Raw genomic sequence first — 19,143 nt, 5'->3', positions numbered from 1 at the left:
GTCGAAGGGAACATGTCCGGCGGAACGGGCGGGAGCGACCATGCGCAGACCAGTGGTGGGAACGGCGATCGGACTCGGGGCGGCCCTGCTGCTCACGGCAGGCATGACGACTGCTTCCGCGACGCCGCCGACACCGTCCGCGTCGCGGGCGTCGGCCCAGCACCCCGTGCTCGTGGACTGCCTCTGGCACCAGCGGTTCAGGCCGAGCGACTTCCTGCTGGCCTGCGGCGACGGCAACAGCATCCTCACCGGCATGCACTGGACCCAGTGGAACGACAACACGGCGGTCGCCCAGGGCGTGAACGCGGTGAACGACTGCAAGCCGTACTGCGCGGCCGGCAAGTTCCACAAGTATCCGGTGACCGTACGGCTCGACCGCCCGACGGCCTGGACGAAGCACCCGAACGTGCAGCACTTCACGCGGCTGAACCTAACCTACTCCGGTGCCAGGCCGGAGGGATACACGCAGGTCATGAGCTACCCGATGTGGAACTGAACGGGGCCGTCACCCGGCTGCGCGGCATGCGGGGCCACGCCGTGCGCCGGGCGGGCGACGTCGCGGCCACGGCTGCCGCGGCCCGGGGACGGCGAAGCCTCATTTTGGTGTGACCGGTACGCCGGAGCTCCGCGCTCCCGTCGAAAGAGGTCACATGCCCCGATTCCCCCGCCGGGCCGTCGCCGCCCCGGCCGCGGTCGCGATCGGCCTGCTCGCGGCGGTTCCGGCCGCGAGCGACGAGCCGGTCCTCTCCCGTCCCCACACCGTCGCCCATTTCGACCTGGCCCACGGACAGACACCCGAGAGCGTCGTCGCCGAGCGGGGCGGCACCGTCGACGTCTCCTTCGCGTTCGCCCGGCAGGTCGTCAAGGTCACCCGGGAGCGCCGGGTCCGGGTCCTCGCGACCCTGCCCGACGAGGACAACCCCCGGACGCCCCTCGTGAGTAGCGCGGTCACATACGGCCTGGCCCGCGCGCACGACGGCACGCTGTACGTCAACTACGCCACCGGCACCGGCAGGACCGGTGTCTGGCGCATCCCGGCGGGCGGCGGCACACCCGAGCAGATCGCCCAGCTGCCGGCGGACGGCCTGCCCAACGGGCTGGCCCTCGACGAGAAGCACGGCGTGCTCTACGCCGCCGACTCGGCGCTGGGCACGGTGTGGCGCATCCCGCAGGCGGGCGGCACGGCCACGGCCTGGGCCGCGGGCACCGAGCTCGCCGGTCTCCCGTCGGCCACCGGCTTCGGCGCCAACGGGATCCAGGTGCACAAAGACGCGGTGTGGGTGACCAACACGGACCGGGGCACGCTGCTGCGCATCTCGGTGGGCGCGGACGGCTCGGCGGGGGCGGCAGAGACCAGGGCGGCCGGCCTCACCGGGGTCGACGACTTCGTCTTCCCCGGGCACTCGGACCTCGTGCTCGCCGCGCTGAACCCGTCCAACGAGGTCGTGCTGGTCGGCCCGGACGGCAGCCACGGCAGCGTCCTGACGGTGCAGGAGGGGCTGTCCAACCCGACCGCGCTGGCGGTACGCGACCGCGACGTGTTCGTGGCGAGCGCCGCCTACCTCACCCAGCGCGACCCGAACCTGCTGAAGGCCCGGCTGGGCGCGCACTTCTCCCGCTCGTAGCCGGGGAGGGCCGGGTCGCCCGGCCCTCCCCCGCCCGCAGAGGCCGTCCGGCCTCAGGCGATCTCGACCAGCAGGTCGCCGCCCTCCACCTGCTGGATGCGGTTGATGGCGAGCCGGGAGATCCGGCCGGCCTTCGGGGCGGTGATGGTGGCCTCCATCTTCATGGCCTCGATGGTGGCCACCGTGGCGCCCGCCTCGACCTCCGCGCCCTCGGTCACCGCGAGGGTGACGACTCCGGCGAACGGAGCCGCGACATGGCCGGGGTTGGCGCGGTCGGCCTTCTCGGTGGCCGGGATGTCGGAGGCCGCCGCCCGGTCGCGGATCTGGATCGGCCGCAGCTGCCCGTTGAGGCTCGACATCACCGTGCGCATGCCGCGTTCGTCGGCCTCGCCGACGGCCTGGAGCTCGATCAGCAGCCGGACGCCGGGCTCCAGGTCGACGGAGTACTCCTTGCCCGGGCGCAGCCCGTAGAAGAAGTCCTTGCTGTCGAGGACGCTGGTGTCGCCGTACGTCTGGCGGTGGGTGTCGAACTCGCGGGTCGGGGCCGGGAACAGCAGCCGGTTGAGGGTCGCACGGGGCTCCTTCGCCAGGCCCTCGCGGTCCTCGGCGGTCAGCTCCGGTGCCGGCTTTGCGGCGGCGCGGCCCTGGAGGGCCTTGGTGCGGAACGGCTCGGGCCAGCCGCCGGGCGGGGTGCCCAGCTCGCCGCGCAGGAAGCCGATGACCGAGTCGGGGATGTCGAACTTGTCGGGGGTCGCCTCGAAGTCCACCGGCCGCACCCCGGCGCCGACCAGGTGCAGGGCGAGGTCGCCGACCACCTTGGAGGACGGGGTGACCTTGACCAGCCGGCCCAGGATGCGGTCGGCGGCCTCGTACATCGCCTCGATGTCCTCGAAGCGGTCGCCGAGACCCAGCGCCACGGCCTGGGTGCGCAGGTTGGAGAGCTGGCCGCCGGGGATCTCGTGGTGGTAGACGCGGCCGGTCGGCGAGGCGAGGCCCGCCTCGAAGGGGGCGTAGACCTTGCGGACGCTCTCCCAGTACGGCTCCAGGTCCTCGATCGCCCGCAGGTCGAGCCCCGTGGGACGCTCCGAGTAGTCGGTCGCGGCCACGATCGCCGACAGGGAGGGCTGCGAGGTCGTACCGGCCATGGAGGCCACCGCGCCGTCCACCGCGTCCGCGCCCGCCTGGATCGCGGCCAGGTAGGTGGCCAGCTGGCCGCCCGCGGTGTCATGGGTGTGCAGGTGGACCGGGAGGTCGAACTCCCGGCGCAGCGCCGAGACCAGCTTCGCCGCGGCCGGGGCGCGCAGCAGGCCCGCCATGTCCTTGACGGCGAGGATGTGCGCGCCCGCGTCGACGATCTGCTCGGCGAGGCGGAGGTAGTAGTCGAGGGTGTAGAGGCGCTCGTCCGGGTTGGACAGGTCGGCGGTGTAGCAGAGGGCGACCTCGGCGATCGCGGTGCCCGTCTCGCGTACGGCCTGGATGGCGGGGCGCATCTGGCCGACGTCGTTGAGGGCGTCGAAGATGCGGAAGACGTCGATGCCGGTGGCGGCGGCCTCCTGGACGAAGGCGTCGGTCACCTCGGTCGGGTACGGGGTGTAGCCGACGGTGTTGCGGCCGCGCAGCAGCATCTGGAGGCAGATGTTGGGGACGGCCTCGCGCAGCGCGGCGAGCCGCTCCCAGGGGTCCTCGGCGAGGAAGCGCAGCGCCACGTCGTAGGTGGCGCCGCCCCAGCACTCCAGGGAGAGGAGTTCGGGCAGGGTGCGGGCGACGACCGGGGCGACGGCGAGGAGGTCCTTGGTGCGTACGCGGGTGGCGAGCAGGGACTGGTGGGCGTCGCGGAAGGTGGTGTCGGTGATGCCGATGGTGGGCGACTCGCGCAGGGCGCGGGCGAACCCTTCCGGGCCCAGCTCCACCAGCCGCTGCCTGGAGCCCGCGGGCGGCTCGCCGTCCGGCAGCGGGGGCAGCTTGGTGGTCGACTCGATCAGGTGGGGGCGCTCGCCGTGCGGCTTGTTGACGGTGACGTCGGCCAGGTAGGTGAGCAGCTTGGTGCCGCGGTCCGCGGAGGAGCGGGCGGTGAGCAGGTGCGGTCGCTGCTCGATGAACGACGTGGTGATCCGGCCCGCCTGGAAGTCCGGGTCGTCCAGGACCGCCTGGAGGAAGGGGATGTTGGTGGCGACACCGCGGATGCGGAACTCGGCGACGGCACGCCGGGCGCGGCCGATGGCGGACTTGAAGTCCCGGCCCCGGCAGGTGAGCTTCACCAGCATCGAGTCGAAGTGCGCGCTGATCTCCGTACCCGCGTGGGTGGTTCCGCCGTCCAGGCGGATGCCGGAGCCGCCCGGGGAGCGGTAGGCGCTGATGCGGCCGGTGTCGGGGCGGAAGCCGTTGGCGGGGTCCTCGGTGGTGATACGGCACTGCAGGGCCGCGCCGTGCAGCTTCACCGTCTCCTGGGAGAGGCCGAGGTCGGCGAGGGTCTCGCCGGAGGCGATGCGCATCTGGGCCTGGACCAGGTCGACGTCGGTGACCTCCTCGGTGACCGTGTGCTCGACCTGGATGCGCGGGTTCATCTCGATGAAGACGTGGTTGCCGTCCCGGTCGAGGAGGAACTCGACGGTGCCGGCGTTGCGGTAGCCGATCTCGCGGGCGAAGCGGACGGCGTCGGCGCAGATGCGGTCGCGCAGTTCGGGGTCGAGGTTGGGCGCGGGGGCCAGCTCGATGACCTTCTGGTGGCGGCGCTGCAGTGAGCAGTCCCGCTCGAAGAGGTGGATGACGTTGCCCTCGCCGTCGGCGAGGATCTGCACCTCGATGTGGCGGGGGTCGATGACGGCCTTCTCCAGGAAGACGGTCGGGTCGCCGAACGCGGAGGCCGCCTCCCGGGAGGCCTGCTCGATCGACTCGCGCAGCGCGCCGGGTTCCTCGACGCGGCGCATGCCGCGGCCGCCACCGCCGGCGACGGCCTTCACGAACACCGGGAAGCCGATCTCGTCGGCGGCGCGGACCAGTTCGTCGATGTCGTTGGAGGGCTGCGAGGAGCCGAGCACCGGGACGCCGGCGGCTCGGGCGGCGGCCACCGCGCGGGCCTTGTTGCCCGTCAGCTCCAGTGTCTGGGCGCTCGGCCCGACGAAGGTGATGCCCGCCTCCTCGCAGGCGCGGGCGAGTTCGGGGTTCTCGGACAGGAACCCGTAGCCGGGGTAGACGGCGTCGGCCCCGGCCCGGCGGGCCGCGCCCACGATCTCCTCGACGGACAGATAGGCCCGAACCGGGTGTCCGGGCTGCCCGATCTCGTAGGCCTCGTCCGCCTTCAGCCGGTGCAGCGAGTTGCGGTCCTCGTGCGGGAACACGGCGACCGTGCGCGCACCCAATTCATAGCCCGCGCGGAATGCGCGGATGGCGATCTCTCCACGGTTGGCGACCAGCACCTTGCGGAACATCCCTGGATCCCTTCAGCCTGCCGGCGACGAACACCATGGTGTCAGCCGCGCCCCTCCGTAGCTCGCCGCAACATTAGGGGTTGCCCGAACCGGTTGAAGTGCGAAAACCATCACATTGACGTCGTTGAGCACTTCGGCGGGTCAGCCGCGTGACCTATGAGGTTTCGGGGAAGTCGGGAGGGTCGGGGAGTCCTCAGGGCAGCCGGAAGGACGGTACGGGGTGACGCGGCGGGCCCTGGCTGGGTATCGGCGGGTCCGACCGGGGCGGCGACGACGCTGTGGTGTCGAGGCGTTCCACGAGGCGGGCGGGGAACGGCAGTCGGCGGCCGTGCAGCAGGCCGAGGACGATCGCGGAGGCCACGGCGATCAGGTGCTCGCGGCCCGCGAGGTTCGGTACGGCGATGGACTCCCACACCATCGAGCCGCCGGTGAGGATGAAGACGACGGGCGCCCGGCGGACCACCGCCAGGTAGGTGAAGAGGCCCACCACGGCGGCGGACGGCCCCGTGTCGAGGATCCGGCCGACCTCCGGGGGCAGGCCGAAACCCCACCAGCCGGGGCCGAGCGCGACCATCACCCGGGCGGTCATCGTGCCGGCGAGGGTGGTGAGGTAGGCGACGGCGAGGGTGCGGCCGCGGCCGAGGGTGAGTTCGGCGAGCGCGAAGGCGAGGAAGAGCTGGGTGATGCCCGCCCAGACCGGCAGGTCGAGCGCCGGGACGTAGAGCGACACCGGGGTGCGCAGCAGGGAGAGCCACAGCGGCAGGTCGGCGGTGACGCCGCCGAGGTGCCACACCAGTCTCCTGCCGAAGGGGTGCTGGGCGATGTCGTGGAAGAAGATGACACCGAACGCGGCCACGAACGCCAGCACGAGCCCGGACAGCCCGCGCCGCACCAGCTGCCGTACCGGCTCCACCACGATCGCGTGCCATTCGTCGCGCAGCGTGCGCCGCACGAAGCCGACCGCCCGTGCGGCCATCCGGCTCCAGTCGCCTTCCATGAAAGGCATCGCCCCCATCGACACCGCCCCCGTCTTCGGCCTGCGCCCCCAAGAGGTTCTCCGCGCCCAGGCCGTTCCACTCGTCATCGTATAGACGTTTGGATCATTTGCGACGATGCGGGAGCTACGGCCGGTCGGATATCGGCGTCGGATTTATCACCCGTCCACGGCTGAACCCGCACGGCCGCGTTCGCGTCCCCCTCACCGGCGTCCCGGCAAAGGAGCGGTCATGCGGAGACCTTCGCGTCGCATCGTGCCGGCCACGGCTCTGGGGGCGGCGGCGACCGCCCCGCCGGCCCCGGGGGCGACCGCGCGACTGCGCGCGCTGGAGCGCGAACACCGCGCCCGGCTGGGGGTGTTCGCCTGGGACACCGGCTCGGGGGCCCGGCTCGGTTACCGGTCCGGCGAGCGCTTCCCGATGTGCTCGGTGTTCAAGACGCTCGCGGTCGCCGCCGTTCTGCGCGACCTCGACGAGGGCGTGCTCACCGAGGTCGTGCACTACGACGAGGGCGATGTCGAGAGGGCGGGCGGTGCTCCGGTCACCGGAAGGCCCGAGAACCTCGCCGCCGGAATGACGGTCGAGGAGTTGTGCGCGGCGGCGGTCTCGTACAGCGACAACGCCGCGGCGAACCTGTTGCTGGAGCAACTGGGCGGGCCGGTGGCGGTGACGCGACTGTGCCGTTCGCTCGGGGAGCGGGTGACGCGCCTGGACCGGTGGGAGCCGGAGCTCAACTCGGCGGAGCCCGGGCGGGTCACCGACACCACCACTCCGTCGGCCGTCGCGACGACCTACGTCCGGCTGACCGTCGGTCACGCCCTGGACGGCGCCGACCGCCGGCGGCTCACCGGCTGGCTGCTCGCCAACACCACCGGCGGGGAACGGATCCGCGCCGGGCTCCCCGCCGACTGGCGGGTCGGCGACAAGACCGGAACGGGCGGCCACGGCACCGCCAACGATGTCGCGGTCGCCTGGCCCCCGGGCCGGGCGCCCGTCGTCGTCGCCGTCCTCTCCACCCACGCCGATGCCGCCGCCGAACCCGACTCTCCGCTGGTCAGAGCCGCCGCCACGGTGGTGGCGGACACCTTCGGGCACGGTGTCGCATAAGATCGTTCACAGTCGGGACACAGCAAGTCGCCTTCCCCGCAGCGGGTTTTCTGCAATGAGACCGGAACCGTTCTGTTTCGATCACGAACTCTCGTATAGTGACGCGCAGTTCAACACCGAGCGTCACAGCTCCTTCACCGGACACACATCCCTACCCGCTCCGAGGACCTGACCGGACCGATGACCGCGCCCACGCATCCCGGCGACCGACCGTCCCTCCGCACGCTCGTTCCGACCTTCGCGCTGACCGCCCTGGTACCGGCCCTCGCGGTCGTCGCCGCGGTGACCGCCGCGCCGGCCTCGGTACGCACACCCCTCGCCCTCGGCGCGAGCGCCGCCGCGCTGCTGCTGTGCGCGGCGGTGACCTGGGCCGTGCACGCGGCACGGGCCGCCCGCGGCGCCCGGCGCCGGCTGGAGGCGGTGAGTCAGGACATCGGACGGCTGCTCCAGCAGCAGGCCCGGACCACCGAGGAGGCGCGTCAGGAGCAGCAGCGGCTGATCGGTGAACTGGCCCAGCAGCGCAGCGAGTTCGCCGACTCCTTCGAGCAGGAGCGGGCGCGGATCCACCAGGACAGCGGCCAGGAACTGGACTGGTACCGGCAGGAGAACGACCGGCTCGCCGCCGAACTGGACCATGCCTCCCGGGAGCGGGCCGCCGCGATCGCCGCCGCCGGCAACGCGTCCGGGCGGATGCAGGCCCTCGCCACCGCGACCCTCGCCGACCTGCGGGCCATGGAGGACCGGCACACCGACGAGGACGTGCTCGCCGACCTGCTGCACCTCGACCACCGCACCGCCCAGGCGGGCCGGCTCGCCGACTCCATCGCCGTGCTCACCGGAGCGCGTTCCGGCCGCCGCTGGGCGCGTCCGATCAGCATGGAGTCCATCCTGCGCGGTGCGATGGGACGCATCAGCGGCTACCGCCGGGTGCGGGTGCACTCGGTGAGCGAGACGGCCGTCGCCGGACACGCCGCCGAGGGTGTCATGCATGCGCTGGCCGAACTCCTCGACAACGCGGCCAACTTCTCGCCCCCCACGGCCGAGGTCCATGTCTACGTGGAAGAGGTGCCGGCCGGGGTCATCGTGTCCGTGGAGGACAGCGGGCTGGTGATGGGCGATGTGCAGCTGCGCCGCGCCGAGCGGGCGGTCGCCGGTGACAGCACCGAGCTGGGCGGTCTCTCCGGCACCCGGCTCGGACTCGCGGTGGTGGGCCGGCTGGCCCGCAAGCACGGTCTGAAGGTGTCGTTCCGGCCGTCGGCGCGCGGTGGCACCGGGGTCCTGATGCTGGTCCCCCAGGACCTGCTGACCCGCCCGGTCGCCGACGAACCCGCGTCGGCGAAGGAGACGGAGCCGGAGCCAGCCGCGCCGTCGGCGGCCCTGCTCGACCCCGCGCCCGTGCACGAGTCCGCCGAGCCGGACGAGGACGAGGAAGGGCCCACCGGGCTGCCCAGGCGGCGCCGTGGCCGGACCCTCGCCGAGGCCGAGCGCCGGTCGGCGCCGCAGCCCGCGGAGCCGCGCCCCGCGCCCGGCGCCGCGGACGCCCAGGTCCGTGCCGCCCGCTTCGACAGCTTCCGGCAGGCCGTCCGCCCGGCCGCGCCCGACTCCGCGGAGACCTTCACCGAGACCTCCGCCGACGCCTCGGGTCCGGCCGGCGCAGCAGCCCCGTACGCCCCCACCCCCGTACCCGACCCGGCGCCCGCGCCCCACCCGGAGTCCGAGCCCGAGTCCACCTCCCACCCGCACGCGTACCCGGAAGGCGACCCCACTTCATGACCGGCAGGACCACCGCCGACGACAAGCTCACCTGGCTCATCGAGGGTCTCCTGGAGCGCACCCCCGGCGCGCGGCACGCCCTGGTGCTCTCCCGCGACGGGCTGAAGCTCTGCCGTACCCCGGAGCTCTCCGTCGACCAGGCCGACCAGCTCGCGGCGATCGCCGCCGGCATCCAGTCGCTGTCGCACGGGGCGTCCGTCGAGTTCGGCGACGGCAGCGGCGGCGTGCGGTCGGCGATGACCGAGTTCTACGGGGGCGTGCTGTTCATCGTGGAGGCCGGCGAGGGCGCCCACCTGGCCGTGGTGACCAGCGAGGACGCGGAACCCGGGCTGGTCGGGCACAACATGAGCGAACTGGTCGAGCAGCTCGGCGAACACCTGACCGCGCAGCCCCGTACGTCATGAGCCGCCCGGGCAGGGACGACGCGCCCGACCGTCTGTACACCATCACCGGCGGCCGCAGCAGCACCGGCCCCGACAGCCCCTTCGACCTGGTCACCCTGGTCGTCGCGGAGTCGGAGCCGGCTGCCGGCATGCAGTCGGAGCACGCGGCGATCCTGCGCCTGGCCGAGTTCCCGACCTCGGTGGTGGAGATCGCCGCGGAGCTGAAGCTGCCGGTGAGCATCACCAAGGTCCTGCTGGGCGACCTGCAGGCGGCCGGCCGGGTCAGCGCCCGCCATCCCTACCGGCCGGCCATCACCGACCCCGACATCCTGGAGCAGGTGCTCGTTGGACTCCGCAACCTCTGACGCGCGCACCCCGTTGGGTGCCTCCGCCGACAACGGTTTCAAGATCGTGGTCGTGGGCGGCTTCGGCGTCGGCAAGACCACCCTGGTCCGCTCGGTCAGCGAGATCCGTCCCCTCAACACCGAGGAGACGATGACCCAGGCCGGCGAGGCGGTCGACGACATCCGGGAGGTGCGCGGGAAGTCCGCCACCACCGTCGCCTTCGACTTCGGCCGGATCACCCTGGACGCCCGCAACGTGCTGTACCTGTTCGGCGCTCCGGGCCAGGAGCGGTTCTGGTTCCTGTGGGACCGGCTGTTCTCCGGCACCCTCGGCGCGGTCGTCCTCGTCGACACCCGGCGGATCGGCGACTCCTGGTACGCCATCGACCGGCTGGAGAAGCACGGTACGCCGTTCATCGTGGCCTGCAACCACTTCGGCGGCCCCGTGCACACGCCCCAGGACGTCCGGCACGCCCTCGACCTGGACCCGCACGTCCCGCTGGTCGACTGCGACGCCCGCTCCCGGGAGTCCGGCAAGCAGGTACTGATCACGCTCGTCCAGCACGTCAAGAACCGGTACGCCGGCCCCTCGGCACCGGCGGACCTGCCCCGACAGGAGTTCGTGTGACCCCCGAAGCCGTGCCGCTCGGCGGCCCCCGGTTCCAGACCGAACCGGCGCGTCTGTACCGCGAGATGCGGCGCGACCACGGCGCCGTCACCCCCGTCGTGCTCGACGGTGACGTGCCCGCCTGGCTGGTCGTCGGCTACCGCGAGCTGCACCAGGTGACCGGGGACCCGGTGCTGTTCAGCCGGGACTCGGACCTGTGGAACCAGTGGGACATGATCCCCGACGACTGGCCGCTGCTGCCGATGATCGGCCGCAAGCAGCCGTCGATCCTCTACACCGTCGGCGAGCGGCACCGCGAGCGGGCCGGAATGATCAGCGACGCGCTGGAGGCCGTCGACCCGTATGAACTGCGCGGCCACGCCGAGCGGTTCGCGGACGAGCTGATCGACGGGCTGTGCACCAGCGGCGAGGCCGACCTGATCGGGCAGTACGCGATGCTGCTGCCGGTGCGGGTGCTGGCGCGGCTGTACGGCTTCTCCGACGAGGAGGGCCCCGGCCTGGTCACCGCGCTCAACGACATGATCGACGGGCGTGAGCGGGCGATCGCCGGGCAGGTGCATCTGGCCACGTCCATGGCGCAGTTGCTGGCCGACCGGAAGGCGGACCCGTCCGACGACGTGGTGTCGCGGATGCTCCAGGACAAGAGCGGGTTCACCGACGAAGAGGTCATGCAGGACCTGATGGTCATGATGGCGGCCGGGCACCAGCCGACCGCCGACTGGATCGGCAACTCGCTGCGCCTGATGCTCACCGACGACCGGTTCGCCGCCTCGCTGTTCGGCGGCCGCAACAGTGTCGCCGAGGCGATGAACGAGGTGCTGTGGGAGGACACCCCGAGCCAGAACATCGCCGGCCGCTGGGCCTCCCGCGACACCCAGCTGGGCGGTCGCCGGATCCGCGCCGGCGACCTGCTGATCCTCGGTCTCCAGGGTGCCAACTCCGATCCGCAGGTCCGCACCGACGCCTCCGCGCTGACCGGCGGCAACAACGCGCACTTCTCCTTCGGGCACGGCGAGCACCGCTGCCCGTTCCCCGCCCAGGAGGTCGCCGAGGTGGTGGCGCGGACCGGCATCGAGGTCGTCCTCGACCGGCTCCCGGACATCGACCTGGCAGTGCCCGCCGCCTCCCTCACCCGCCGGCCCTCGCCGTGGCTGCGGGGGCTGACCGAACTCCCCGTCCGGTTCACGCCCGTACCCACCCTGTGATCACGACCGACAGTTAGGCGCAGCACCGATCGGCGCAGTACTCCGACCCTGCCCTGGGAGGCACGTCACGATGACGACCGGAACCGAACAAGCCCGGATCGCCCTCGACCCCTTCGTCAGCGACCTCGACGGCGAGAGCGCGCGGCTGCGCGCCGCCGGTCCGCTCGCGGCCGTGGAACTGCCCGGCGGGGTGCCCGTCTGGGCGGTCACGCACCACGCCGAGGCCAAGGCGCTGCTCACCGACCCGCGCCTGGTCAAGGACATCAATGTGTGGGGTGCCTGGCAGCGCGGGGAGATCGCGCCGGACTGGCCGCTGATCGGCCTCGCCAACCCCGGCCGTTCGATGCTGACCGTGGACGGCGCCGACCACCGCAGGATGCGCACGCTGGTCGCGCAGGCGCTCACCCCACGGCGGGTGGAGCAGATGCGGGAGCGGATCGAGAAGCTCACCCAGGACCTGCTCGACGGGCTCCCGGCGGACCAGGAGAGCGTCGACCTCAAGGCGGCCTTCGCCTACCCGCTGCCGATGTACGTCATCGCCGACCTGATGGGCATCGACGAGGCCGAACTGCCGCGCTTGCAGGTGCTGTTCGAGAAGTTCTTCTCGACCCAGACCCCGCCCGCGGAGGTCATAGCGACCCTCACCGAGCTGGCGGGGATCATGGCGGCGACGGTCGCCGCCAAGCGGGCCGAGCCCGGCGACGACCTCACCAGCGCGCTGATCCTGGCCTCCGAGGACGGCGACCACCTCACCGACCAGGAGATCGTCTCCACCCTCCAGCTGATGGTGGCGGCCGGGCACGAGACGACGATCTCCCTGATCGTCAACGCCGTGGTCAACCTCTCCGCCCACCCCGACCAGCGGGCCAAGGTGCTGTCCGGCGAGGTGGACTGGTCGGCGGTGGTCGAGGAGACCCTGCGCTGGTCCACCCCGACCTCGCACGTGCTGATCCGGTTCGCCACCGAGGACGTGCCGGTCGGCGACAAGGTGCTCCCGGCGGGCGACGCGCTGATCGTGTCGTACGCCGCGATCGGCCGCGACGAGAACGCGCACGGACCGAGCGCCGGGGAGTTCGACATCACCCGGGAGTCGCCGAACCGGCACATCTCCTTCGGGCACGGCCCGCACGTCTGCCCGGGTGCGGCGCTCTCCCGGCTGGAAGCGGGCGTGGCGCTGCCCGCGCTCTACGACCGCTTCCCCGGCCTGGACCTGGCGGTACCGGCGTCCGAGCTGCGCAACAAGCCGGTGGTCACCCAGAACGACCTGTTCGAACTGCCCGTCCAGCTGAACCCCTAACGGGTCTTGACTGAGTACGACTTGGCTCCCGTGCCGGCCAGCCTGCCGCCGTCGACGATCAGGTACTCGTCGCGGATCGGCCGGCCGACGAGCCAGTTCTCCAGGATCTCCCGGGTGCCGGCCGCGTAGCGGGCCTGCGCGGAGAGGCTGGAGCCGGAGATGTGCGGGGTCATCCCCTGGTGCGGCATGGTGCGCCAGGGGTGGTCGGCGGGCGCGGGCTGCGGGTACCAGACGTCGCCCGCGTATCCGGCCAGCTGCCCGCTGCGCAGCGCCCGGTCGACGGCGTCCCGGTCGACGATCAGGGCCCGGGCGGTGTTGATGAGGTAGGCGCCGCGCTTCATCGTGCCCAGCAGCTCGTCGCCGAACAGGCCCTCGGTCTCCGGGTGCAGGGGCGCGTTGACGGTGACGACGTCGCAGTGCCGGGCCATGGCGGCCGCGCTCTCGTGGAAGGTCAGGTTCAGCTCGCGCTCGACGGACTCGGGCAGCCGGGTCCGGTCGGTGTAGTGGAGTTTCACGTCGAAGGGCGCGAGGCGGCGCAGCACCGCGAGCCCGATCCGGCCGGCGGCGACGGTCCCGACGTGCATGCCCTCCAGGTCGTACGACCGGCTCACGCAGTCGGCGATGTTCCAGCCGCCGTCGAGCACCACCTGGTGCGCGGGCAGGTAGTTGCGGACCAGCCCGAGGATCATCATCACCACGTGCTCGGCGACGCTGATGCTGTTGCAGTACGTCACCTCAGCGACCGTCACCCCGTGCTCGATCGCGGCGTCCAGGTCGACGTGGTCGGAGCCGATGCCGGCGGTGACCGCCAGCTTGAGGTTCGGCGCGGCGGCGATGCGCTCGGGGGTCAGGTACGCCGGCCAGAACGGCTGCGAGATGACGACGTCCGCGTCGGCCAGCTCACGGTCGAAGACCGAGCCCGCGCCGTCCTTGTCGGAGGTGACGACGAGGGTGTGGCCGGCCTTCTCCAGGAAGGAGCGCAGACCGAGTTCGCCCGAGACGCTGCCCAGCAGGTGGCCGGGGGTGAAGTCGATCGCCTCGGGGGTCGGGGTGGTCTGGCCGCCCGGGTAGTGGTCGATGACGGGGATGTCGTCGCGGGCGTAGCTCTTCGGGTATCCGTCGGTCGGGTCGTCGTACAGGACGCAGAGCACCTTGGCCATGGTGGCGGCTCCTCAACTCCGTTGCGGATGGGCGCCTTTCACGATCCTCGGGGACAACTGCGCAGGTCAAAGCGAACGTTGCTATGCCGTGATAGCCCGCTTCTATCATCGGCTCCGGCCGTCCAGGACGGCGTGCAGCCGGCTGTCGAGGGCGTCCCGGAGGCCTGCCTCCCGGGCGACCTTCACCAGGGCTCGGGCGAGCACGGACTGGGGTTCGCTGCGGGCGACGACGAGGCCGACCCGGGGGCCGTGGGCGGGGCCCTCCAGCGGGACCACGCGCATGCCCTCCGGTACGCCGAACATGTGCAGCCAGGCGTGCGAGATCACGCTGGACCAGCGGCCGCCGGGGAGGTGGGCGTACAGCCCGGCGACGCTGTCGGACTCGATCGCCGGGACGGGGGCGGCGCCGTCGGCGGCGAAGCACTCGTCGATGATCCGCCGGTTGCGCATCCGCCGCCCGAGCAGGCACAGCGGGAGCGCGGCGGCCTCGGACCAGGTGGCCGTGACCACCTCGCCGAGGAGGCCGCCGACCGGGGTGAGCAGGACGTACCGCTCCTCGTAGAGCGGGAAGCGGCGGACCTGGCGCAGTTCGTCGTCGTCCAGGTAGGTCATGGCCGCGTCCAGCTCGAACTCGGCGAGGCCGCGCCGGATGTCGGCGGACGACAGGGACTCCATGGCCACCCGGGCGTGCGGATGCCGGTCGCAGAACGGGCCGGTGAGGAGCGAGGCGACGGGGACGGCGGTGGGCACGATCCCGAGGCGCAGGGTGCCGGTGAGGCCGTCCCGCAGCGCCGACAGCTCCTGGCGGAGCGCGTCGCCCTCGGCGAGGATGCGGTGCGCCCACGCCAGCACCACCTCGCCCTCTGGGGTCAGGCCCTCGTAGCGGCGGCCCCGGCGCACGATCGGGACCGCCAGGTCGTGTTCGAGCCGCCGGATCGCGGCGGACAGCGAGGGCTGCGAGACATGACAGGCGGCGGCCGCCCGGCCGAAGTGCCGCTCCCGGGCGAGCGCGACGAGGTATTCGAGCTGACGCAGCAGCATGCGGCCTCCGCGGGCGGGCTCGGCGACGGGTACGGGCTCGGGTCCAGGTGTACCGGATCGGCGGCGCCCGTTTGACTTCGAGTGCTCTTGAAGTCGTAGCGTCCCTGAGGAGAACGAGTCAGCGGGAAAGGCTGGAGTCACATGCAACAGCGCAATCTGCGAGATCTGTCGGTTTCCGCCATCGGCCTCGGCTGCATGGGCATGTCCGCCTTCTACGGCACCGCCGACCAGGACGAGGGCGTGCGGACCATCCACCGCGCGCTGGAACTCGGCATCACCTTCCTCGACACCGCGCAGCTCTACGGACCGCTCACCAACGAGTCACTCGTCGGCGAGGCGATCCGGGGGCACCGGGACGAGTACGTGATCGCCACCAAGTTCAACTACCGCATGGACCACGCCGTGCCCGGCGACATGAGCAGCATCGGGCCGCAGGACGGCTCGGCCGAGCACGTCCGCAGCTCGGTCCACGGCTCGCTCCAGCGCCTGGGAACCGACTACATCGACCTGTACTACCAGCACCGCGTCGACCCGAACGTACCGATCGAGGAGACCGTCGGCGCGCTGGCCGAGCTGGTCGCCGAGGGCAAGGTGCGGCACATCGGGCTGAGCGAGGCCGGTCCCGAGACGATCCGGCGGGCCCACGCGGTCCACCCGGTCACGGCCGTGCAGAGCGAGTACTCGCTGTGGTCCCGCGACCCCGAGGACGGGGTGCTGCCGACCTGCCGGGAGCTGGGCATCGGGTTCGTCCCGTACTCGCCGCTGGGCCGCGGCTTCCTCGCCGGCCGGTTCTCCTCCCCGGACGACCTGGACGCCAACGACTGGCGCCGCACCGGACCCCGCTTCACCGGCGACAACCTCGACGCGAACCTGCGGCTGGCCGCCAAGGTGCAGGAGATCGCCGCCGAGAAGGACGTGACGCCCGCGCAGCTGGCCCTCGCCTGGGTGCTGGCGCAGGGCGACGGCATCGTCCCGATCCCGGGCACCAAGCGCCGTACCTACCTGGAGCAGAACGCGGGCGCCGTCGGCGTGGAGCTGACCAAGGAGGACCTGGCCCGTATCGAGGCCGAGGTGCCTCGGGCGGCGGGCGAGCGCTACGACGAGGCCGGGATGCGCTCCGTGGACCTCTAGAGCGCCGTCCGGCGCGCGGTGGCCGGTCCCCCGGCGGTGGCGCACGCTGGTGGCATGGGCAAGCTGCAGAGCTGTGCGGCGGGGCTGCGGCGGTCGTGGCAGTCGTCACACGCGCTGCTGCTGCTCCCGATCGCCCTCATCCTGGTGATCACGGTGGCGGACCTCCGCACGCCGAAGGACATCCATCTGGGTCCGGCCCTGGTCATCGCCCCGGCGCTCACCCCGTCGCTGGCCGGTCCCCGGGCGACCGCGCTGGTCGGGGCGCTGGCGGTGGCCGCCCAGGTGGTGATCGCCGTGTTCCACGGCGGTCTGACCACCGCGAACCACATCGTGCAGATCGTCACGCTGACGCTGCTCTCGGTGATGGTGGTGGTCTACAGCGCGGTCCGTGAGCGGCGCCGTGCCCAGCTGGCCCAGGTGCGCACGGTCGCCGAGGCCGCGCAGCACGTCCTGATGTGGCCGCTGCCCGAGCACATCGGCCCGCTGCGGATCGCCTCGCTGTACCTGGCCGCCGAGGACGAGGCACAGATCGGCGGTGATCTGTACGCGGCCACCCGCTGTGACGGCGAGGTCCGGGTCCTGATCGGCGACGTGCGGGGCAAGGGGCTGTCCGCGATCGGCGAGGCGGCCCTGCTGCTCGGCGCCTTCCGGGAGTCCGCCCACCGGCACGTCACGCTGCCGGAACTCGCCGCCACGCTGGAGCAGAGCGTGCAGCGGTACGCGGCGGACCTGGAGCCCCCGGAGGAGGCGGGCGAGCGGTTCGCCACCGCGCTGCTGGTCGAGATCCCGGACGAGGACCCGGTCACCCGGATGACCAGCTCCGGCCATCCGCCGCCCCTGCTGCTGAGCCCGGGGCACGCGGTCACCGTGCCGAGCCTGCACCCGTCGCCGCCGCTCGGCGTGCCCGCAGCGGGCGGCGCCGAGCACACCCTGGACGTGTTCTCCTTCGAGCCCGGTGACACCCTGCTGCTCTACACCGACGGTGTCGTCGAGGCCCGGGACGCGCAGCGCCGCTTCTACCCGCTGGCCGAGCGGGTCGCGCAGTGGACCGACGCCGCTCCGGAGGCGCTGATGCACCACATCCGGCGGGACCTGCTGGCGCATGCGGGCGGCCGCCTCGGCGACGACGCGGCCCTGATCGCGCTGCACCGCACCCCGACCGTGCACCACCGTCACCACCACGGCATCCTCGGCCACAACTCCGTCCGGACGTAGCGGGGGGGCGGAACCCGGGCCTCAGAACTCGGTGGTCTGCGCCTCCAGGTACGTCTTCAGGAGGGCGAGCTTGGCGTCGCTGTCGGCCACCGCGAGCGTGCCGAAGCCCGCGCCGAGTTCCATGGTCTGCGGGGTGTCGGTGGCGAGGGCGGGCCAGTTGGCCAGGGAGTTGCCGTTCGGGTCGCCGGTGGCGGCGAAGCGGGCGACGTAGGTGGCGCTGGTGTCGGCGATGTCGTAGTCCTTGGAGGTCCAGGGGCGGTCGGTGTTGTAGAGGTAGCCGAGCAGGTAGTAGACGTCGGAGCCCTGGAAGGCGCCGGTCGCGGCGGTGCCGATGACCGGGTTGGTGTCGTCGTACCCGGGCGGGACGCGGGTCCAGAAGTAGGTGTGCACGGCGCTGGAGTTGGCGGCCGTGTCCTTGAACTGGGTCGCCCACAGGAAGGCGGAGACGCGTTCCTCGTCCCGGGCGTAGGCGCTGTACTGCTGGGCGGCCGACGTGTCGCTGTCCGCCGGGTACAGGTCCAGGAAGGTGTCCGCCAGCCCCAGCGGGCCGAACTCCGTTTGCGCGTAGGCCTTGAACGCGTCGAGCGTCAGCTTCAGGTCGGGCGAGGCGCCGTTCGCGTCCTTGCAGACACCGGTGAGGACGGGCACGTCGGTCTCGGCGCAGGCCTTCAGCACGGCGGTGTAGCTGTCGGGCAGGACGTATCCGTCGAGGACGTGGCCGAAGTCGGCGGTGGTGTCGGCGGCGGCCCGGGTGACGATGTCGTCGGCGTCCAGCGCGCGCAGGCCCGCGAGATCGGCGGCGCCCGACCGGGCGGCGAAGTCCGTGCCGTTGGCCTCGGCGTCGGCGAGGCTCCGGTAGCGGCCGGTCCCTCGGGCGAGCGCCGGGTCCTTCGTGTACTGGACACCCGAGGAGAGCAGGGCGCGGTGGTAGAGGCCCTTGGCGCGCCGGGACGCGAGCAGGATGTTCACGACGGACGCGCCCTGGGCCCAGCCCGCCAGGGTGACCCGGTCCGGGTCGCCGCCGAACGCGCCGATGTTCCGCTGGACCCACTCCAGCGCCGCGACGACGTCCAGGATCCCCCAGTTGCCGGAGCCGTCGTACCCGGACTCCGCGGTCAGCTCGGGGTGGGCGAGACCGCCGAGCGGGCCGACCCGGTGGTCCAGGGTCACCACGACCACGCCCTTGGACGCGAGCAGGGAGCCGTTGTAGATCTCCTGGCCGGACCAGAGGGCCTGCGCGCCGCCGTACAGCCAGACGAGGACGGGGCGGCTGCTCCCCGAACCGGTCGCCGACGTCCAGATGTTGAGGTTGAGACAGTCCTCGCCCAGCTCGGGCACCTGGTCGGCGGGAATGCCCGTGACCGGCTGCGGGCAGGCGGGGCCCCAGGAGTCGGCGGCCCGGACCCCGTCCCAGGAGGGGGCCGGCTGCGGCGGGCGCCAGCGGTTGGCGCCGGCGGTGGTGGCGGCGTACGGGATGCCCTTGTAGACGGTGACGCCCCGCAGGCCGCCCTGGACTCCGGTGACCTGGCCGGACTCCGTTGAAATCACTGTGGCGGCCGCGGTCTTCGCCTCGGCCGGCGTGGCCAGCGTGCCGAGCAGTCCGGCCGCGGCGGCGGCGCCGAGGAAGCCGCGCCGGTTCAGCCGGGCGGAAGGCATGTCTGTGTCGCTCACGGGGTTCCCTTTCGGGCGGTGGGGGGACGAACCGACGAGTAGCCTGACCTCGGGCGGACCGTGGGGCAACCGCATCCGGACGACTCACAGCAGGTCAACAGCCTCTGACAGCAGAGGAGTTGGGCCTGCTGTTCAATTGT

General features: G+C 72.4%; 16 protein-coding genes. 11 read left to right on the top strand and 5 right to left on the bottom strand.

Features of this window, described 5'->3' with window-relative positions; all coding sequences use genetic code 11:
- Nucleotides 1–40: 40 nt before the first annotated feature.
- Nucleotides 41–496: a hypothetical protein gene (locus tag SSP29_RS27880; protein ID WP_089103562.1), complete on the top strand. Its 456-nt coding sequence runs from the start codon at nt 41–43 to the stop codon at nt 494–496.
- A 154-nt stretch (nt 497–650) separates the two neighbouring features.
- Entirely contained in the window at nt 651–1,625 is a 975-nt protein-coding gene (locus tag SSP29_RS27875) for an SMP-30/gluconolactonase/LRE family protein (RefSeq protein WP_089103561.1), read from the top strand.
- A 53-nt stretch (nt 1,626–1,678) separates the two neighbouring features.
- Here SSP29_RS27875 and SSP29_RS27870 read toward each other — a convergent pair whose 3' ends face one another.
- Together SSP29_RS27870 and SSP29_RS27865 are read right to left on the bottom strand one after the other, a co-directional pair.
- Nucleotides 1,679–5,053, bottom strand: coding sequence for a pyruvate carboxylase (locus SSP29_RS27870; RefSeq protein WP_089103560.1), 3,375 nt, complete (start codon nt 5,051–5,053; stop codon nt 1,679–1,681).
- A gap of 193 nt (nt 5,054–5,246) precedes the next feature.
- Nucleotides 5,247–6,059 carry a hypothetical protein gene (locus SSP29_RS27865; RefSeq protein ID WP_150135042.1) on the bottom strand — a complete coding sequence of 271 codons (813 nt, stop codon included), beginning with the start codon at nt 6,057–6,059 and terminating at the stop codon, nt 5,247–5,249.
- Nucleotides 6,060–6,279: 220 nt separating this feature from the next.
- Here SSP29_RS27865 and bla point away from each other — a divergent pair, with 220 nt between their 5' ends.
- The 7 genes from bla to SSP29_RS27830 all read left to right on the top strand — a co-directional run bounded on the left by bla (nt 6,280) and on the right by SSP29_RS27830 (nt 12,785).
- Complete coding sequence (gene bla, locus SSP29_RS27860) at nt 6,280–7,155, top strand: class A beta-lactamase (RefSeq protein ID WP_089103559.1); 876 nt, start codon at nt 6,280–6,282, stop codon at nt 7,153–7,155.
- A gap of 180 nt (nt 7,156–7,335) precedes the next feature.
- The gene (locus SSP29_RS27855; RefSeq protein ID WP_089103558.1) at nt 7,336–8,928 is read left to right on the top strand and encodes an ATP-binding protein; all 1,593 of its coding nucleotides are present in this window, start codon (nt 7,336–7,338) and stop codon (nt 8,926–8,928) included.
- Nucleotides 8,925–9,332, top strand: coding sequence for a roadblock/LC7 domain-containing protein (locus SSP29_RS27850; RefSeq protein WP_089103557.1), 408 nt, complete (start codon nt 8,925–8,927; stop codon nt 9,330–9,332). Before SSP29_RS27855 ends, SSP29_RS27850 begins: the two co-directional genes overlap by 4 nt.
- Nucleotides 9,329–9,676 (top strand): DUF742 domain-containing protein, encoded by a 348-nt coding sequence (locus SSP29_RS27845; protein ID WP_089103556.1) that lies wholly within the window; start codon nt 9,329–9,331, stop codon nt 9,674–9,676. The genes SSP29_RS27850 and SSP29_RS27845 overlap by 4 nt, the downstream gene beginning before the upstream one ends.
- Nucleotides 9,657–10,283: a GTP-binding protein gene (locus SSP29_RS27840; RefSeq protein WP_438363814.1), complete on the top strand. Its 627-nt coding sequence runs from the start codon at nt 9,657–9,659 to the stop codon at nt 10,281–10,283. The genes SSP29_RS27845 and SSP29_RS27840 overlap by 20 nt, the downstream gene beginning before the upstream one ends.
- A complete protein-coding gene (locus SSP29_RS27835) occupies nt 10,280–11,488 on the top strand; it encodes a cytochrome P450 (RefSeq protein ID WP_089103554.1) in 1,209 nt (402 codons plus the stop codon). The genes SSP29_RS27840 and SSP29_RS27835 overlap by 4 nt, the downstream gene beginning before the upstream one ends.
- Before the next feature lie 70 nt (nt 11,489–11,558).
- Nucleotides 11,559–12,785 (top strand): cytochrome P450 family protein, encoded by a 1,227-nt coding sequence (locus SSP29_RS27830; protein ID WP_089103553.1) that lies wholly within the window; start codon nt 11,559–11,561, stop codon nt 12,783–12,785.
- On the opposite strand, the gene SSP29_RS27825 is transcribed toward SSP29_RS27830, so the two are convergent.
- Together SSP29_RS27825 and SSP29_RS27820 are read right to left on the bottom strand one after the other, a co-directional pair.
- Entirely contained in the window at nt 12,782–13,945 is a 1,164-nt protein-coding gene (locus SSP29_RS27825) for an NAD-dependent formate dehydrogenase (RefSeq protein ID WP_089103552.1), read from the bottom strand. The two genes, SSP29_RS27830 and SSP29_RS27825, sit on opposite strands and share 4 nt — an antisense overlap.
- 105 nt (nt 13,946–14,050) lie before the next feature.
- Nucleotides 14,051–14,986 (bottom strand): LysR family transcriptional regulator, encoded by a 936-nt coding sequence (locus tag SSP29_RS27820; protein WP_089103551.1) that lies wholly within the window; start codon nt 14,984–14,986, stop codon nt 14,051–14,053.
- A 141-nt stretch (nt 14,987–15,127) separates the two neighbouring features.
- Between SSP29_RS27820 and SSP29_RS27815 the strand changes: the two genes are divergently transcribed.
- Both SSP29_RS27815 and SSP29_RS27810 read left to right on the top strand, forming a co-directional pair.
- A complete protein-coding gene (locus SSP29_RS27815) occupies nt 15,128–16,117 on the top strand; it encodes an aldo/keto reductase (RefSeq protein ID WP_089103550.1) in 990 nt (329 codons plus the stop codon).
- A gap of 54 nt (nt 16,118–16,171) precedes the next feature.
- Entirely contained in the window at nt 16,172–17,332 is a 1,161-nt protein-coding gene (locus SSP29_RS27810) for a PP2C family protein-serine/threonine phosphatase (RefSeq protein ID WP_089103549.1), read from the top strand.
- Nucleotides 17,333–17,353: 21 nt separating this feature from the next.
- On the opposite strand, the gene SSP29_RS27805 is transcribed toward SSP29_RS27810, so the two are convergent.
- The gene (locus tag SSP29_RS27805; protein WP_245883243.1) at nt 17,354–19,003 is read right to left on the bottom strand and encodes a carboxylesterase/lipase family protein; all 1,650 of its coding nucleotides are present in this window, start codon (nt 19,001–19,003) and stop codon (nt 17,354–17,356) included.
- Between the last annotated feature and the right edge of the window lie 140 nt (nt 19,004–19,143).

The sequence above is a fragment of the Streptomyces hyaluromycini genome (assembly GCF_002217755.1).
Taxonomy (GTDB): Bacteria; Actinomycetota; Actinomycetes; order Streptomycetales; family Streptomycetaceae; genus Streptomyces; species Streptomyces hyaluromycini.
The sequence above is the reverse complement of the archived record's forward strand: the minus strand, read 5'-3'. Positions and strand labels throughout refer to the sequence as shown.

Excerpts from the sequence above, each read along its gene's own strand:
- SSP29_RS27865 (WP_150135042.1), bottom strand. The coding sequence starts at position 6,059 with ATGCCTTTCATGGAAGGCGACTGGAGCCGGATGGCCGCACGGGCGGTC.
- SSP29_RS27880 (WP_089103562.1), top strand. The coding sequence starts at position 41 with ATGCGCAGACCAGTGGTGGGAACGGCGATCGGACTCGGGGCGGCCCTG.
- SSP29_RS27870 (WP_089103560.1), bottom strand. The coding sequence starts at position 5,053 with ATGTTCCGCAAGGTGCTGGTCGCCAACCGTGGAGAGATCGCCATCCGC.
- SSP29_RS27830 (WP_089103553.1), top strand. The coding sequence starts at position 11,559 with ATGACGACCGGAACCGAACAAGCCCGGATCGCCCTCGACCCCTTCGTC.
- SSP29_RS27875 (WP_089103561.1), top strand. The coding sequence starts at position 651 with ATGCCCCGATTCCCCCGCCGGGCCGTCGCCGCCCCGGCCGCGGTCGCG.
- SSP29_RS27810 (WP_089103549.1), top strand. The coding sequence starts at position 16,172 with ATGGGCAAGCTGCAGAGCTGTGCGGCGGGGCTGCGGCGGTCGTGGCAG.
- SSP29_RS27855 (WP_089103558.1), top strand. The coding sequence starts at position 7,336 with ATGACCGCGCCCACGCATCCCGGCGACCGACCGTCCCTCCGCACGCTC.
- SSP29_RS27825 (WP_089103552.1), bottom strand. The coding sequence starts at position 13,945 with ATGGCCAAGGTGCTCTGCGTCCTGTACGACGACCCGACCGACGGATAC.
- SSP29_RS27850 (WP_089103557.1), top strand. The coding sequence starts at position 8,925 with ATGACCGGCAGGACCACCGCCGACGACAAGCTCACCTGGCTCATCGAG.
- SSP29_RS27820 (WP_089103551.1), bottom strand. The coding sequence starts at position 14,986 with ATGCTGCTGCGTCAGCTCGAATACCTCGTCGCGCTCGCCCGGGAGCGG.
- bla (WP_089103559.1), top strand. The coding sequence starts at position 6,280 with ATGCGGAGACCTTCGCGTCGCATCGTGCCGGCCACGGCTCTGGGGGCG.
- SSP29_RS27815 (WP_089103550.1), top strand. The coding sequence starts at position 15,128 with ATGCAACAGCGCAATCTGCGAGATCTGTCGGTTTCCGCCATCGGCCTC.
- SSP29_RS27845 (WP_089103556.1), top strand. The coding sequence starts at position 9,329 with ATGAGCCGCCCGGGCAGGGACGACGCGCCCGACCGTCTGTACACCATC.